The organism is Streptomyces nidicola, assembly GCF_050106155.1.
Classification (GTDB): domain Bacteria; phylum Actinomycetota; class Actinomycetes; order Streptomycetales; family Streptomycetaceae; genus Streptomyces.
The window spans coordinates 2,644,106-2,657,970 of the sequence record NZ_JBNBPI010000001.1 but is presented as its reverse complement, the minus strand read 5'-3'; the positions used below and the strand labels follow the sequence as shown (position 1 = coordinate 2,657,970).

Genomic DNA, 13,865 nt, shown 5'->3' with positions numbered 1-13,865 from the left:
CACCGTGCGCCGCTTGCCCACCCTGCCGCCCAAGGCGGCAGATTGCCCAAGTCGGGGGCGGTCGGCTCCCCGGCACCACCACCCCCTAGGAGGAATCCGCATGATCGACCCCGACGTCTTCGAGCTCGCCTTCGAGGCGTACTTGGAGCGCGTGGCCCGCCTCACCGACGACGTACTCATCCCCGCCGAGCAGGAGATGGTGGAGGCGGGGGAGGTCCCCGAGCGTGTGGTGGAGGCGCTCGCGCGCAACGGCCTTTTCGGTGTGTCGATACCGCGGCGGCTCGGCGGGCTCGAGTGGTCCATGAGCCAACAGGTGCGGCTGACCACGGAGTTCACCCGTGCGTCGTGCGTGTACCGGTCGCGGTTCTCCACCGTGATCGGGCTGTGCTCGCAGGCGATCCTCGACCACGGCACCGACGAGCAGCGCGAGAGCCTGCTGCCGAAGATGGCGGCGGGGGAGCACGTCACAGCGTTCGCGCTCACCGAGCCCGGTGCCGGGTCCGACGCCGGATCGCTCACCACCACCGCGCGCCGGGTCGAGGGCGGCTGGGTCATCGACGGGCACAAGCGGTACATCACCAACGCCCACTGGGCGGACGAGCTGGTCGTGTTCGCCCGCACGGGAGAGGCCGGCGAGGGAGCCGCAGGCGTCTCCGCGTTCCTCGTGCCGCGCGACACCGAAGGCGTCACGACCCGGCTGCCCACCCGCATGAACGGGCACGCGGAGGCGCCGGTCGCCGAGATCGACCTCGCCGGGGTGCGGGTCGCCGACTCCGCGCTGCTCGGCGGCGAACTGGGTGCCGGGTTCAAGGCGGCGCTGCGCGGCATCAACCACGCCCGGCTGCACGTCGCCGCCACCTGTGTCGGGCAGGCCACCCGGATGCTGGAGGAGACGTCACGGCACCTGTCGGACCGGGAACAGTTCGGGGCGCCCCTCGCCGACCTCGGCGCCGTCCAGGCCGACCTCGGACGCTGCTTCGCCGACCTGGAGGCCGCCCGCGCGCTCACCATGGAGGCGGCGCACGCCTTCGACTCCGGCACCGTGCCGCGCCACCGCATCGCCGCCGCCAAGCTGTTCGCCTCCGAGATGGCGAGCCGCGTCGCGGACCGCTGCGTCCAGCTCCTCGGCGGCGAGGGAATCGTCGGCGACCACCCCGTACCGCGCATGTGGCGCGACGTACGGGCGCTGCGGATCTACGAAGGGTCCTCTCCGGTGCACGAGCGCAACCTCGGCCGCGCCGTGACCAGGCAGGTCGGCGTGGACGGGACGCTTCCGGACACTTACCGTGTCACCCGCGGAGCGGCCGCAGGGGCCTGAAACCGAGGGAGGCCCGGTGGAGCTGAGGCAGCTGGAGCAGTTTCTGGCCGTGGTGGACCACGGCGGTCTCGGGCGTGCAGCAGAACGCCTGTATCTGTCGCAGCCCACCGTCTCCGGATCGATCAAGGCCCTGGAACGCGAGCTGAAGGTCGAGCTGTTCCACCGCACCGCGCGCCGCCTCGTGCCGACCTCAGCGGGCCATCAGCTCGTGCCGCTGGCCCGGCGGGTGCTCGACGACGTGGTCGCCGTCCAGGACGCGATGCGCGGCGCCCGCGAGGTCGGCGGGGGCGTGCTCACGGTGATGTGCACACCCGACATGTCCGGGGAGGCGGTGGCGTCCTGGGCCGGCGGGTTCACGCGCGCGTACCCGGCGGTCCGGCTCGACATCAGCGAGGTCGGCTCGCGGCACGAGCTCGTGGCGGCGGTCGCCGACGGGCGGGCAGAACTGGGCTTCACGCTCGCCCCCGACGAACTCCGCGGCGACCTCGACTTCATCGAACTGGGCGTGCAGCGGCTGCTGTTGGTACGCCCACCGGGGCACGCCCCGCAGGCACGGCGCGTGCCCCTCGCCGGGATCGGGGACCTGCCGCTCGCCCGCCGCCAGGTCACCCGCAACGAGGAGGACGCCGTGCAGGCGGCGCTGGCCGCGCACGGCGTCGACGCGGTGACCGGCGCCACCGTCCCCAGCAGGAACGCGCAGCTGGCCTTCGTGCTCCGGTCCGGGTTCCAGGCGTTCCTGCCGCTGCGGATGTGCGCGGCGGCGCTCGACGCCGGGGCCGAGGTCGTCGAGACCGATCCGCTCATCGAGTCGCCGTTCGGCGTCGTGCACCGTGCCGGTCAACTCGCCCCTGCCGCGCAGCAGTTCGTGGCCGATGTCCGGTCGGCGCTGGGTGTCTGGTTCGACGCGATCGCGGCCGGGAGGGCGTCCGGGCTCGGCCTGGTGGACGCGGTCGTCGCGGCGCGCGACGCGGCGCACTGAGTCGGCGTCAGCCCGCCCGCACCGCCGCCACCGCCTTGCGTGCCGCCACCAGCACGGGGTCCCACACCGGGGAGAACGGGGGCGCGTAACCCAGGTCCAGGGCCGTCATCTGGTCCACCGTCATACCTGCCGTCAGCGCGACCGCCGCCACGTCGACCCGTTTCGCCGCACCCTCGCGGCCCACGATCTGCACCCCGAGCAGCCGGCCCGTGCGCCGCTCGGCCATCATCTTCACCGTCATCAGCGCCGCGCCGGGGTAGTAACCCGCCCTGCTGGTCGACTCGATGGTCACCGTCACGAACTGGAGGCCCGCGCGGCGTGCGTCCTTCTCGCGCAGGCCCGTGCGGGCGATCTCCAGGTCGCACACCTTGCTGACGGCCGTCCCGACGACGCCGGGGAACGTGGCGTAGTCCCCGCCGACGTTGGCGCCGATGACCTGGCCGTGCTTGTTGGCGTGCGTGCCGAGTGCGATGTGCCGCTCGCTGCCGGACACCAGGTCCAGCACTTCGACGCAGTCGCCGCCCGACCAGATGTCCTCGTGGCCGCGCACCCGCATCGACCGGTCCGTGAGCAGCCCGCCGTGCGCCCCGATCGGCAGCCCGGCTTCCCGCGCGAGGGTCGTCTCAGGGCGCACGCCGATCCCCAGCACCACCACATCCGCCGGGTATTCGGCGTCGTCCGTGGCCACCGCGCGGGCCCGTCCTTCGTCCCCGGTGAGGATCTTCGTCACCTCGGCGTCGTCGACCATGGTGATGCCCATGCCGGTCATCGCCTCGTGCACGAGGCGGCCCATGTCCGCGTCGAGCGTCGACATCGGCTCGGCGCCGCGGTTCACCACCGTCACCTCGTACCCGCGGTGGATCAGCGCCTCCGCCATCTCCACGCCGATGTACCCGGCGCCCACCACCACGGCGTGCCGGCCCTCGGTCGCCCGCAGCGTGTCGAGCAGCGCCTGACCGTCGTCGAGCGTCTGCACGCCGTGCACGCCGGGCGCGTCGATGCCGGGGAGGTCGGGGCGGACGGGCCGGGCGCCCGTGGCGATCACGAGCTTGTCGTACGAGGTCCAGTACTCGGCCCCGCCGTCCAGCTCGCGGGCGCGTACGCGGCGGCCCGCGACGTCGATCTCCGTGACCTCCGTGCGGGTGCGGAGGTCGATGTCGCGGGCCCTGTGCTCCTCGGGGGTGCGGGCGATCAACTCGTCCCGCTCGGCGACCTGTCCGCCCACCCAATACGGGATTCCGCATGCGGAGTAGGAGGTGAAGTGGCCGCGTTCGAACGCCACGATCTCCAGTTCGTCCGGGCCCTTGAGGCGGCGGGCCTGCGACGCGGCGGACATGCCGGCGGCGTCGCCGCCGATGACCACGAGGCGCTCGCGCGCGGTTTCGGTGCTCATTTCTTCACGCTAACCCGGGGTTGCGGCCGCGGGGCGCTGCCCCGGACCCCGCGCCTCAATCGCCGGCGGGGCTTGAATTGGCGGATGAACGGTTGCGGGAGCGCAAGAATCGCGTGAGCGGGAACGCCACCAGCGCCAGCAGTGCCGCGAACGGGAGGACCGCTGCCAGGGCGATGCCGATCCATTTCAGGGTCGTGGTGAAGGCGTCCCAGCCGCCCGACAGGGCGTCGAGGAGGCCGGGGTCGTCGTCCGCCGCCGGTGTGGGCGAAGGTGTCTCGGTCAGGCGCAGGGTGATCGTCGCGAGGCTCGTGCGGTCCTTGAGGGAGTCCTGCTGGGCGAGCAGCGCCTCCAGCTCCGACTGGCGCGTGCCCAGTTCGCCCTCCAGGGTCACCACGTCGCTCAACTTCTCCGCCCGGTCCATGAGTTCCCGCACCCGCGCCACGCTCGCCCGATGCGACTTGATCCGGCTCTCGACGTCCACGACCTGGTCCGTGACGTCCTTCGCCGTCACGTTCCTCTCCAACAGCCGCCCGCTGCCCGCGAGTTGATCGAGCACGTCCTCGTACGACTCCTGCGGCACGCGCAGGGTCACGCGGGAGCGCTCGTGACCGTGGCCGTCCCGGTCGGTGGTCTCGTCGCCGACCAGGCCGCCCGCGTCCTCGGCGGCGGTGCGGGCCTCGTCGAGCGCGTCCGGGACGTCCTTGACGCGTACGGAGAGGTGCGCGGTGCGGATGATGTGCACGCCGGTCAGCTTCGGTGGCTTCTTGGCCTGTTGGCCGGCGGAGCCGGACTTGCCGCCGCCGGCGCCGAGATCGCTCTTGGATGCCCCCTTGTCGTCGGCGTCGGCGGCGCTCTTGCTGCCCGCGTCGCCGCCCGCCCCCGAGCAGCCCGTCAGCGCGAGCGCCACCGCGAACAGTGCCGCGGCGAGCAGCGCCAGCGGTCGTGGTCGGGTGCGTGTCGTCGGACTGAAGAAGTGCATGGTCGTACCCCCGAGGGACGTGACGGTCGTCGGACGTCCCTTCGACGCGCGAGTCCCCCGAACGGTGGTTGCCGACCGGTCCCGAAGCGGTCACGGTCGGGACACGGCCGCACGCGTCAATCTGGAGCTGACGTTCTGACAAAGTGGGGGGCATGCGTGAAGCGGACACTGTGACGAAGACGGGTCGGGGCAGGCGGGGCAGGAAAGTCCTGGTCATCGGCGGCGGAATTGCCGGCCTCGCGGCCGCCCACCGACTGCTCGACGGGAGCGGGCGGGGCGGGCCGGTGCACGTGACCGTCCTGGAGGCCGGCGAACGGCTCGGCGGCAAGCTGCACACCGGCGAGATCGCCGGCGCCCGCGTCGACCTCGGCGCCGAGTCGATGCTGGCCCGCCGCCCCGAAGCGGTCGGCCTCGCCCGCGAAGTGGGCCTCGGTGACCGCTTGCAGCCGCCCAGCACGGCCACCGCCTCGATCTGGACCCGCGGCGCCCTGCGGCCCATGCCCAAGGGCCACGTCATGGGCGTGCCCGGCACCGCGGAGGCACTCGAGGGCGTCCTCTCCGACGAGGGCCTGCGCCGCATCCGCCGCGACGACCACCTGCCGCCCAGCCACATCGGCGAGGACGTATCCGTCGGCAAGTACGTCGCCGCGCGCCTCGGCCGCGAGGTCGTCGACCGGCTCGTCGAACCACTCCTCGGCGGCGTCTACGCGGGCGACGCCGACCTGATCTCGATGCGCAGCGCCGTGCCGCAGCTGTTCGAGGAGGCGGCGCGCCACGTCTCGCTCACGGAGGCCGTCCGCGCCATCCAGGAGCGTGCCGCCCAGAACCAGCAGGTCGGGCCCGTGTTCATGGGGATCGAGGGCGGCATCGGTACGTTGCCGGGGGCGGTCGCCGACGCGGTGCGCGCCAAGGGCGGCGAGATCCTGCTCGGCGAGCGCGCCACCACCCTCACGACCCGCGACGGACTGTGGCAGCTCCGCACCGAGTCCGGCCGCACCTTCGAGGCGGACCAGGTGATCGTGGCGCTCCCGGCCCCCGCCGCCGCGAGCCTGCTGCGCACGGCGTCCCCGATGGCCTCCCAGGAGCTGCGCCGTATCGAGTACGCCTCCATGGCCCTGATCACGATGGCGTTCCGGAAGGCGGAGGCGGACGTCCCGGAGGGCAGCGGCTTCCTCGTCCCGCCGGTCGACGGCCACACGATCAAGGCCGCCACCTTCGCCTCCCGCAAGTGGGGCTGGATCGCCGAGCAGAACCCCGACCTGCTCGTCGTCCGCACCTCGGTGGGCCGCTACGGCGACGAGAAGGACCTCGCCCGCGACGACAACGACCTCGTCGACCTCTCCCGCCAGGACCTGCGCGAGGCCACCGGCCTCAACGCCGCCCCGGTCGACGCGCACGTCACGCGCTGGAAGGACGGCCTGCCCCAGTACCCCGTCGGGCACGCCGCCCGCGTCGACCGGATCCGCGAGCACATCGCCGCCGTGCCCGGCCTCGCCGTGTGCGGAGCCGCGTACGACGGCGTCGGCATCCCGGCGTGCATCGCCAGTGCGTACGCGGCCGTGGACATCCTCGGCGGCGACACCACGGCGCTCGACGAGCTGAAGGCCGACCCGGTGCAGAGCATGCACGGCGGAGCGGGAGAATGAGGACATGAGTGACGACGCCACCACCCCCGAGGCCGCCCGCGTTCCGAACAAGGGCAAGCTGGCCAAGGACCTCAACGAGGTCATCCGCTACACCCTCTGGTCCGTCTTCAAGCTGAAGGACGTGCTCCCCGAGGACCGTTCCGGGTACGCGGACGAGGTCCAGGAGCTGTTCGACCAGCTCGCCGCGAAGGACGTGACGATCCGCGGCACGTACGACGTGTCCGGTCTGCGCGCCGACGCCGACCTCATGATCTGGTGGCACGCGGAGACGGCCGACCAGCTCCAGGAGGCGTACAACCTCTTCCGCCGCACGAAGCTGGGCCGCGCGCTCGAGCCGGTGTGGTCGAACATGGCGCTGCACCGCCCCGCCGAGTTCAACCGCTCGCACATCCCGGCGTTCCTCGCCGACGAGACGCCGCGCGACTACATCTCGGTGTACCCGTTCGTGCGCTCCTACGACTGGTACCTGCTGCCCGACGACGAGCGCCGCAAGATGCTCGCCGACCACGGCAAGATGGCGCGCGGCTACCCGGACGTGCGGGCCAACACGGTCGCGTCCTTCTCGCTCGGCGACTACGAGTGGATCCTCGCGTTCGAGGCGGACGAGCTGTACCGGATCGTGGACCTGATGCGTCTGCTGCGCGCGTCCGAGGCGCGGCGTCACGTCCGTGAGGAAGTTCCGTTCTTCACGGGGCGGCGGAAGTCGGTTTCGGAGCTGGTGGCGGGGCTCGCGTAAGTCGATCAAGCCCCGCTCTGGGACGAGAGCCAGCGGGGTCCGGGGCAGAGCCCCGGGACCCCGACCCCGGAGGGGCTTGAACTTAGCGGCTTGAGCCCAAGGGCTTGGGCTCCTTGTGCGGCGCGCATGAGGCCGCACCATTCTCCGGCAGCTCTCCGCGGAGGAGATACGCGTTCAGGCGGCCGTTGACGCACTGGTTCGGGCCCGCCCCGATGCCGTGCGTGCCCGCCTTGCGTTCGGTCACCAGGGACGAACCCGCGAGGCGGCGATTGAGTTCCTGCGCGCCCTTGTACGGCGTCGCCGCATCCCGCTCGGCCGCGAGGATCAGCGTCGGCGGGAGCTCGCCCGGTGCCGTGCGCACATCGAGCGGCTGCTGCCTGGGAGTGGACCAGTAGGCGCACGGCAGGTTCATCCACGCGTTGTCCCACGTCTCGAACGGGGCGCGCTTCGCGAGGGCCGAGTTGTCGCGGTCCCAGGTGCGGAAGTCCGTCGGCCAGGACGCGTCATTGCACTGGACGGCCGTGTAGACGGCGTTGCTGTTCTCGTCCTCCTTGGCCGACTCCTTGATCGGCGCGGCCTGGTCGACGAGCGGCTTCGGGTCGCCCTTCACGTAGGCGGAGAGCGCGTAGGCCCGCAGCGGCCAGTAGTCGTCGTAGTACCCGGCCTGGAGGAACGCGGACTGCAATTGGGCGGGCCCGACCTTGCCCCCGGCCGGCTTGCGGGACACCTCAGCGCTCACCTTCTCGTACGCGGCCTGCACCTTCCCGGGGGTGCTGCCCAGGTGGTACGCCTTGTCGTGGCGGGCGACCCACGCCTTGAAGTCGCTCCAGCGGCGCTCGAAGGCGGCCGACTGTTCGAGGTTGTTGGCGTACCAGATCCCGTCGGGGGACGGGTCGACCGCCGAGTCGAAGACCATCCGCCGCACGTGCGAGGGGAACAGCTCCGCGTACACGGCCCCCAGGTACGTCCCGTACGAGGCGCCCAGGAACGTCAGCTTCTTCTCGCCGAGCGCGGCCCGCAGCACGTCCAGGTCACGGGCGTTGTTGAGCGTATTGAAGTGCTCGATGTCGGGGTTCCGCTCGGCGCACCCGCGCGCGTACGCCTTCGCCTGCGCGACGCGCTTCTTCTTGTACGCGGCCGAGGGGTGGGTCGGCGACTGTGTCGGGCCCTTCCGGTACGCCTCCGGGCTCTCGCAGGACAGCGGCGCCGACCGGCCGACCCCGCGCGGGGCGTAGCCGACCAGGTCGTACGCGGCGGCGATGGGCCGCCACTCGGACTGCGTTCCGGCCATCGGGAAGTACATGCCGTTGCCGCCGGGGCCGCCGGGGTTGAAGACGAGCGGGCCCTGCCGGGCGACCTTGCGGCCCTTGTCCTTGCCGCTCGTGTTCTTGCCGGTCGCCTTCGCACGGCTGACGGTCAGCTTGATCTGCTTGCCCATCGGGTGCGCGTAGTCGAGCGGGACGGTGACGGTGCCGCACCGGACCGAATCCGGCAGTTCCTCGGCCTTGGAGCAGGCGCCCCAGCGGATCCCGGCGTCCGCGGCGCGCAGCGCGGCGATCGTGGTGCCGGCCGTCTCCGCGGCGGGCGGCGGCGTCGGCGCGGCGGCGCCCGCGGGGGCGGTGACCAGGGCCGAGAGGATCAAGGATCCCGCGGTGGCGCAGAGGGCGGGGGCTGCTCGCATCGCTTGGACGTATCCCTTCGTCGGGGCCGCGAACCCGGGCGGCGAAGCGGTTCGCGAGGCCGTGCGACTCGCGCACGAAAGGGATCCTTGGGGCGGCAGTTGACGAAGTAAAGGACCAGGTCGTGGGTGTCGGAAGCATGACCCTGATGCGTGGTAACTGCCCTCATCGGCGTGCGCGGCGGCTCACTCGGTGGTATGCCGCCCCGTGTCGGTCAGCGCCGCGCGCAGCTGCGGGTCGTCGACCGCCCGCACCCCGCGCACGGCGACGGCGAACAGGCTGCCGGCGCCCAGGGGCCTGCCCGCGAGCAGCCGCTGCCCGGTCGGCGAGGCCCAGCGCGTGTACGGGTGGATCTCGATACGGGCGAGGGTCAGACAGCTCAGCGTCAGCAGCAGCGGGAGGCCGAACCACAGCGCCACCGGCCCCTCTTGCCGCGCGTTCTCGTCCGGCAGCAGGACCGCGAGCAGGCCGAGCAGCACCACGGCGGCCGTCGCCCGCCGCACCTGCCGCACCGCGCCCGCGAGCGTCGTCCGCTTCTGGTCCGGCACCGCGAGCCCGGCCGCGACCAGCCGCTCGGCGAGCACCCGCACCGCGTCCCCGGCCGCGGCAGCCGCCCGCAGCGGCGCGATCCGCGCCTGCCCCTCGGGCCCGATCGCGCGCAGCACCGAACGCTCCATCGGGTCCTCGCCGACCGGGTCGACGACGGTCGCCCAGCCCGTGTGTGCGAGCAGCAGGCGGCGGCTGCGGGCCATCGACACGAGCGTCACATCGGCGACCCGGTCGGGGCCGCCGGACAGGAAGGCGGTCTCGTACAGGGACAGCTCGCGCCCCTGGTACGCGTCGGCGCGCACGCCGATGGACGACGTATCGCGGCCCGTCGCGCGTTCGCCCTCGGCGGCGCGTACGGCCGCGAGACACAGCCGCCCACAGGAGACTCCCGCGGCGGCGCAGGCGACGAGGAGGAACAGGACCCACAACATGCGCAGTTTCTACGACAGTTGCGCGAATGCCGCTACGCCCCGCCCACGATGTGGACAGCGTGTTATGGCGCTGTGACGTTCGGCTCCGGTTTCGCCTTCTTCGGCTTCGGTTTCGGCTTTGGCTTTGGTGGCTTCTTGTCGTTGTCCTTCTTGGCGTGGTCTTCCTTGCGTGCGTCGGGGGCCGGCTTTGGCCGGGACACGGCGGGCGGCAGGGAGAACGAGGGGGTGGGCGACGGTGACACCGGGGTCGCGGAGCCCGGTGCGGAGGTCGGTCCCGGTGGGGCGGGGGAGCGGGTGGCGGGCGGCGGGCTCGCGGTGGCCCCGTCGCGGGCGAGCGCGTCGAAGTCGACGAGGCCGGTGGCCTCCAGCACCTTGATGTGGTCGAGGACGGTGGTGTTGGCGTCGTCCGCGAGTTGCCGCACGAGCGCGTTGCGCGTCGAGGCGCGTACCTGGGCGACCAGGGAGAAGACCTGTCCGTGGGCGCGGCGCAGAATATTGGCGAACTTCCGCTCGTAGTCCTCGCCTTTCGCTGCGCTCAACTCCCGTAGCCAGCCCTGTTGTTGGGCGTTCGGCTGGCTGGGGAGCTCCAGGTTCATCCGGGCCGCGACCTCGCGTACCCGGGCGTCGAGGAATGTGTGCCCCTCGACGAGGTGCTCGCCCGCCGTCTCGACCGCCTTGCTGGGCGCCCGCTCCTCGGCCTGCTGTCCGGCGGGCAGCTCCCACAGCCCGGCGAGCCGCACCTTGGTGATGAAGAGGCGGTCGGTGGCGGACAGCGGCCCGAATCTGGTGGACACGGTCTGGGCGTTGAGCTCGTCGAGGCCGGTGCCGGAGCGGTCCGCGTACGACCACAGGGGGAAGACGAGCGCGGCCAGCGTCGCTACGAGTCCGGTGACGATGAGGGTGGTGCCATTGAACCGTCGCATGGTGCCTCCTGGTGCGGCACGCACGCTAGCCTCCGGCTCGGGCGGGTGGGGTGGGCATCGGTCGGGTTTACGTCACCTGCGGTAGGTATGAGATCGCCGCGGGCCGCACCGGGGTTGCGGACGCGGGGCTCTGCCCCGGACCCCGCTGCTCAATCGCCGCAGGGGCTTAAATTGCTCAGCCGTGCCGCAGGGGCTCTAAACGCCCCGCCGCAGTGCGAAGGCTGCGGTCTTCAGGGCTCGCGCTACCGGGCGGCCGGTCAGGGGTTTGGGGCCGGAGCGGTCGAGCCACCAGTGGGTCAACTCGCGGCGGGCGCCCGCATCTTGGATGTGTTGCGCCAGCAGGAGTTGCTCAGCGAAGTCGAGGGCGTCGCGACGGTAGCCGGTCGTCATCGGCTGCCGACGGGCGTGGTCGAGGAAGAGTGACCGGTACGCGGATTCGCCCAGGATCAGGGGGAGTTCGGGTGCCACCTTCGCGACGACGTCGGCCCGCTTGGCCGCCAGCGCCCGGGCCTGCACGGCGAGCCGCGCCCGGTCGAAGCCCTCCGGGGCGGGCGTGCCGGCGACGAGTGCGGACAGCAGGGCGGCCTGGTCGAGTGCGAGCCGTTGCCGCGTGGCGTCGTCGACGGGCGGGGCGGCGGGCGAGGTCATTCGGTCGTCAGGGGCCTGCGGGCGGGGGCCGGTCCCGGCCGCGACCGTCTCCCGGATGGTCTCCACCTCGCGGCCCAACTCCCCAAGGTCTTCGGGGAAGTTGTCGTCGCGCTCGAGCAGTACGCCCGGCGGGGTCACGCGCGAGGCCAGCTCGGCGAGTACGTCGAGCACGACCGGCGGCACGGGGTGGGCGTGGCTGTCGTGCCAGACGCCGTCCCGCTCGAAGCCGCCCGCGACATGCACGTACGCGATGGCCTCGACCGGCAGCTCGGCCAGCGCCTTCGCCGGGTCCTCGCCACGGTTGACGTGATTGGTGTGCAGATTGGCCACGTCGATGAGCAGCCGTACGCCGGTCCGCTCCACCAGCTCGTACAGGAACTGCCCCTCCGTCAGCTCCTCGCCCGGCCAGCCGAACAGTGCCGCGATGTTCTCCACCGCGAGCGGCACCGGCAGCGCGTCCTGGGCGATCCGGACGTTCTCGCACAGCACGTCGAGCGCGTCGCGGGTGCGCGGAACGGGCAGCAGGTGCCCCGCCTCCAGCGGCTGCGAAGCGGTGCGCTCGCCCCCGGCACGTACGAACGCGATGTGCTCGCTGACCAGCGGCGAACCGAGGGCCTCCGCGCACGCGGCGAGGTCGGCGAGCCGCCCCTCGTCGGGCCGGTCGGCCCCGCCGAGGCCGATCGAGACGCCGTGCGGGACGACGGTGACGCCGCGCTCGCGCAGCCGTAGCAGGGAGTCCGGCAGATGCCCCGGACACAGATTCTCGGCGACGGCCTCGACCCAGTCGATGCCCTGCATGGCCTCGACCGTCTCCGCGATCTCGGGCCGCCAGCCGATCCCGGTACCCAGCTCCATGGAACTCCCCCTCCGCCACCCTGCTTCCTGCTCTCCTGACCGCGACGACACGGCCCGAACCCCTGCGGGAAGACGTTCAGAGCAACATTTGAGGTTTCTTCAGGGGCGGCGCGCGAGGATCAGGTAGCCGCCGAAGCCCAGGAAGCCGATGCCCGTCGCCCGGTCCAGGTGGCGGCGGGGCAGCCGTAGCCGGCCGTCGGCGTGGCGCAGGGAGCGGCCCGCCGCGATGTAGAGCAGGGCGGCCGCGGCCTCGACGGCGATGTACGCGGCGGAGAGGGGGACGAGTGTCGCGGGTGGGGCGGCGGTGGGGAGGAACTGCGGCAGGAAGGACGCGAACAGCAGGAGCGCCTTCGGGTTGGTGAGGGCGGTGAGGAATTCCTGGCGTGCGACGGTCAGTGGGCGCACCGGCGTGGCGCGGTCGGCCGGTCCTTCGTCGCTTCTGCCCGCGTTCCGCAGCGTCGTCACGCCCAGCCAGATCAGGTAGGCGACGCCGAGCCACCGCAGGATCTCGAACGCGACGGCAGATTTGGCCAGAACCGTGCCGAGGCCGAGGACGACCAGGGCCGCCAGCAGCGCGAAGGCGGTGAACCGTCCGGCGACCCCCACCATCGCGTGGCGGACGCCGATCAGCGCGGCGTTGCGCAGGCCGAGCAGCTGATTGGCCCCCGGGATCATCGCCATGAGGACGGCCGCCGGGAGGAAGACCTGCCAGTCGATCATGTACTCAATTGTCGCGCATCGGCCGCGAAGAGGCCCGGGGAGCCGACCCGGCCTCCCGCGGAGTGGGGTAGCCTTCCGAGTGGCCCCGGCCGTCCGTCATCCCCCGTGCGGACGGGCGGGGTCTTCTACGTGCCAGGGGCTTCGGGCCCGGGGCTCAGAGGTGGGCGAGACCGGACAGGAAGTCGCCCGTCAGGGGGCCCTCGGACACGACGGTGTCGCTGGGCGGGATCTCCGTGAACCCGGCATCCCGCACGACCGGCAGCCCGCCCGTGGTCAGCGCGGGCCAGCGCTCCGGTTCTGCGGTCCGCACCGAGAGCGGGAAGCCCGCCTCGCGCCACTCCTTGCGCTCCGCGTCGGACAGCTCCCACCAGGCGAGTTGGGCCCCGTGGCCGGCCTGCGCCATGGTCTTGCCCGCGGTCATGTCGAGGTCGGGGTTGAGCCAGAGGACCGGGGCCGAGGTGTCGGGGGCGGGCGGCGGTTCCGGGTCGTCGAGGTCCGTGCCGGAGACCTGGAGGCGGGCGAGGTCCTTGGGCCAGCCGTCGAGGGGGACCGGCGGGAAGACGCGTACCTCCGCGGAGCCGGTGGTGACCGTGATCCCGTCGAGGGCCTCCGCGCGCCGCCACTCCGCGCCGCGCGCTCGCCGCACCACCTTGCGGATCCGGGCGTCCTGCCAGTCGTGCATCACCTGCGCCCACGGTCCTTCGCCGACCGAGCGCTCGTCCGCGAGGATCACCAACACGGCGCGTGCGGCGGCCTCAAGCGCATCCGTACGCGTCGGGGGCGCGGACCGCTCGATGCGGACGACGAGCGGCAGCACGAATTCGCGTGCGCTGGGCTCGGGGTGGGAGGGGGTGTCGGTATGGGGGGCGTCGCTGGTCACGGTTCCAGTTTGCCAGGCGACCGGCCGCCCTCCACGTCACGGGGCTCTGCCCCGGACCCCGCTGGCTCTCGTCCGAAGAGCGGGCTTGATTGGCTCGGCCGCCGCCGGGGCTGAAAGATCGGGGCTCTG

At 72.5% G+C, this 13,865-nt stretch carries 12 protein-coding genes; 4 read left to right on the top strand and 8 right to left on the bottom strand.

Features of this window, described 5'->3' with window-relative positions; translation table 11 throughout:
- Positions 1-100: 100 nt before the first annotated feature.
- Positions 101-1,318, top strand: a complete 1,218-nt coding sequence (locus tag ACOKM3_RS12130; protein WP_426899785.1) for an acyl-CoA dehydrogenase family protein — start codon at positions 101-103, stop codon at positions 1,316-1,318.
- Positions 1,319-1,334: 16 nt separating this feature from the next.
- A complete protein-coding gene (locus ACOKM3_RS12125) occupies positions 1,335-2,297 on the top strand; it encodes a LysR family transcriptional regulator (protein ID WP_426899783.1) in 963 nt (320 codons plus the stop codon).
- Between the two features lie 7 nt (positions 2,298-2,304).
- Here the strand turns inward: ACOKM3_RS12125 and ACOKM3_RS12120 are convergent, their stop codons facing one another.
- Complete coding sequence (locus ACOKM3_RS12120; protein ID WP_426899781.1) at positions 2,305-3,690, bottom strand: FAD-dependent oxidoreductase; 1,386 nt, start codon at positions 3,688-3,690, stop codon at positions 2,305-2,307.
- 55 nt (positions 3,691-3,745) lie between these two features.
- Positions 3,746-4,669, bottom strand: coding sequence for a DUF4349 domain-containing protein (locus ACOKM3_RS12115; RefSeq protein ID WP_426899779.1), 924 nt, complete (start codon positions 4,667-4,669; stop codon positions 3,746-3,748).
- A 152-nt stretch (positions 4,670-4,821) separates the two neighbouring features.
- On the opposite strand from ACOKM3_RS12115, the gene hemG reads away from it, so the two are divergent.
- Both hemG and hemQ read left to right on the top strand, forming a co-directional pair.
- A complete protein-coding gene (hemG, locus tag ACOKM3_RS12110) occupies positions 4,822-6,315 on the top strand; it encodes a protoporphyrinogen oxidase (protein ID WP_426899777.1) in 1,494 nt (497 codons plus the stop codon).
- Positions 6,316-6,319: 4 nt separating this feature from the next.
- Entirely contained in the window at positions 6,320-7,051 is a 732-nt protein-coding gene (gene hemQ / locus ACOKM3_RS12105) for a hydrogen peroxide-dependent heme synthase (RefSeq protein ID WP_426899775.1), read from the top strand.
- Between the two features lie 82 nt (positions 7,052-7,133).
- Here the strand turns inward: hemQ and ACOKM3_RS12100 are convergent, their stop codons facing one another.
- From ACOKM3_RS12100 to ACOKM3_RS12075, 6 genes are all read right to left on the bottom strand, one after another.
- On the bottom strand, positions 7,134-8,732 hold the full coding sequence (locus ACOKM3_RS12100) for an alpha/beta hydrolase (protein WP_426899773.1): 1,599 nt from the start codon (positions 8,730-8,732) through the stop codon (positions 7,134-7,136).
- A 183-nt stretch (positions 8,733-8,915) separates the two neighbouring features.
- Positions 8,916-9,710, bottom strand: a complete 795-nt coding sequence (locus tag ACOKM3_RS12095) for a TIGR04222 domain-containing membrane protein (protein WP_426899771.1) — start codon at positions 9,708-9,710, stop codon at positions 8,916-8,918.
- A 62-nt stretch (positions 9,711-9,772) separates the two neighbouring features.
- Positions 9,773-10,633 (bottom strand): DUF4142 domain-containing protein, encoded by an 861-nt coding sequence (locus ACOKM3_RS12090; protein ID WP_426899769.1) that lies wholly within the window; start codon positions 10,631-10,633, stop codon positions 9,773-9,775.
- A 195-nt stretch (positions 10,634-10,828) separates the two neighbouring features.
- Positions 10,829-12,136 (bottom strand): multinuclear nonheme iron-dependent oxidase, encoded by a 1,308-nt coding sequence (locus ACOKM3_RS12085; RefSeq protein WP_426899767.1) that lies wholly within the window; start codon positions 12,134-12,136, stop codon positions 10,829-10,831.
- A 99-nt stretch (positions 12,137-12,235) separates the two neighbouring features.
- Positions 12,236-12,856, bottom strand: coding sequence for a LysE family translocator (locus ACOKM3_RS12080; RefSeq protein ID WP_426899765.1), 621 nt, complete (start codon positions 12,854-12,856; stop codon positions 12,236-12,238).
- A 154-nt stretch (positions 12,857-13,010) separates the two neighbouring features.
- Positions 13,011-13,736, bottom strand: a complete 726-nt coding sequence (locus ACOKM3_RS12075) for a peptidyl-tRNA hydrolase (RefSeq protein ID WP_426899764.1) — start codon at positions 13,734-13,736, stop codon at positions 13,011-13,013.
- Positions 13,737-13,865: the final 129 nt, after the last annotated feature.

Bases quoted from the DNA above. Each gene is read 5' to 3' on its own strand.
- ACOKM3_RS12130 (WP_426899785.1), top strand. From the start codon at position 101: ATGATCGACCCCGACGTCTTCGAGCTCGCCTTCGAGGCGTACTTGGAG.
- ACOKM3_RS12120 (WP_426899781.1), bottom strand. From the start codon at position 3,690: ATGAGCACCGAAACCGCGCGCGAGCGCCTCGTGGTCATCGGCGGCGAC.
- ACOKM3_RS12085 (WP_426899767.1), bottom strand. From the start codon at position 12,136: ATGGAGCTGGGTACCGGGATCGGCTGGCGGCCCGAGATCGCGGAGACG.
- ACOKM3_RS12090 (WP_426899769.1), bottom strand. From the start codon at position 10,633: ATGCGACGGTTCAATGGCACCACCCTCATCGTCACCGGACTCGTAGCG.
- ACOKM3_RS12115 (WP_426899779.1), bottom strand. From the start codon at position 4,669: ATGCACTTCTTCAGTCCGACGACACGCACCCGACCACGACCGCTGGCG.
- hemG (WP_426899777.1), top strand. From the start codon at position 4,822: ATGCGTGAAGCGGACACTGTGACGAAGACGGGTCGGGGCAGGCGGGGC.
- hemQ (WP_426899775.1), top strand. From the start codon at position 6,320: ATGAGTGACGACGCCACCACCCCCGAGGCCGCCCGCGTTCCGAACAAG.
- ACOKM3_RS12095 (WP_426899771.1), bottom strand. From the start codon at position 9,710: ATGTTGTGGGTCCTGTTCCTCCTCGTCGCCTGCGCCGCCGCGGGAGTC.
- ACOKM3_RS12080 (WP_426899765.1), bottom strand. From the start codon at position 12,856: ATGATCGACTGGCAGGTCTTCCTCCCGGCGGCCGTCCTCATGGCGATG.
- ACOKM3_RS12100 (WP_426899773.1), bottom strand. From the start codon at position 8,732: ATGCGAGCAGCCCCCGCCCTCTGCGCCACCGCGGGATCCTTGATCCTC.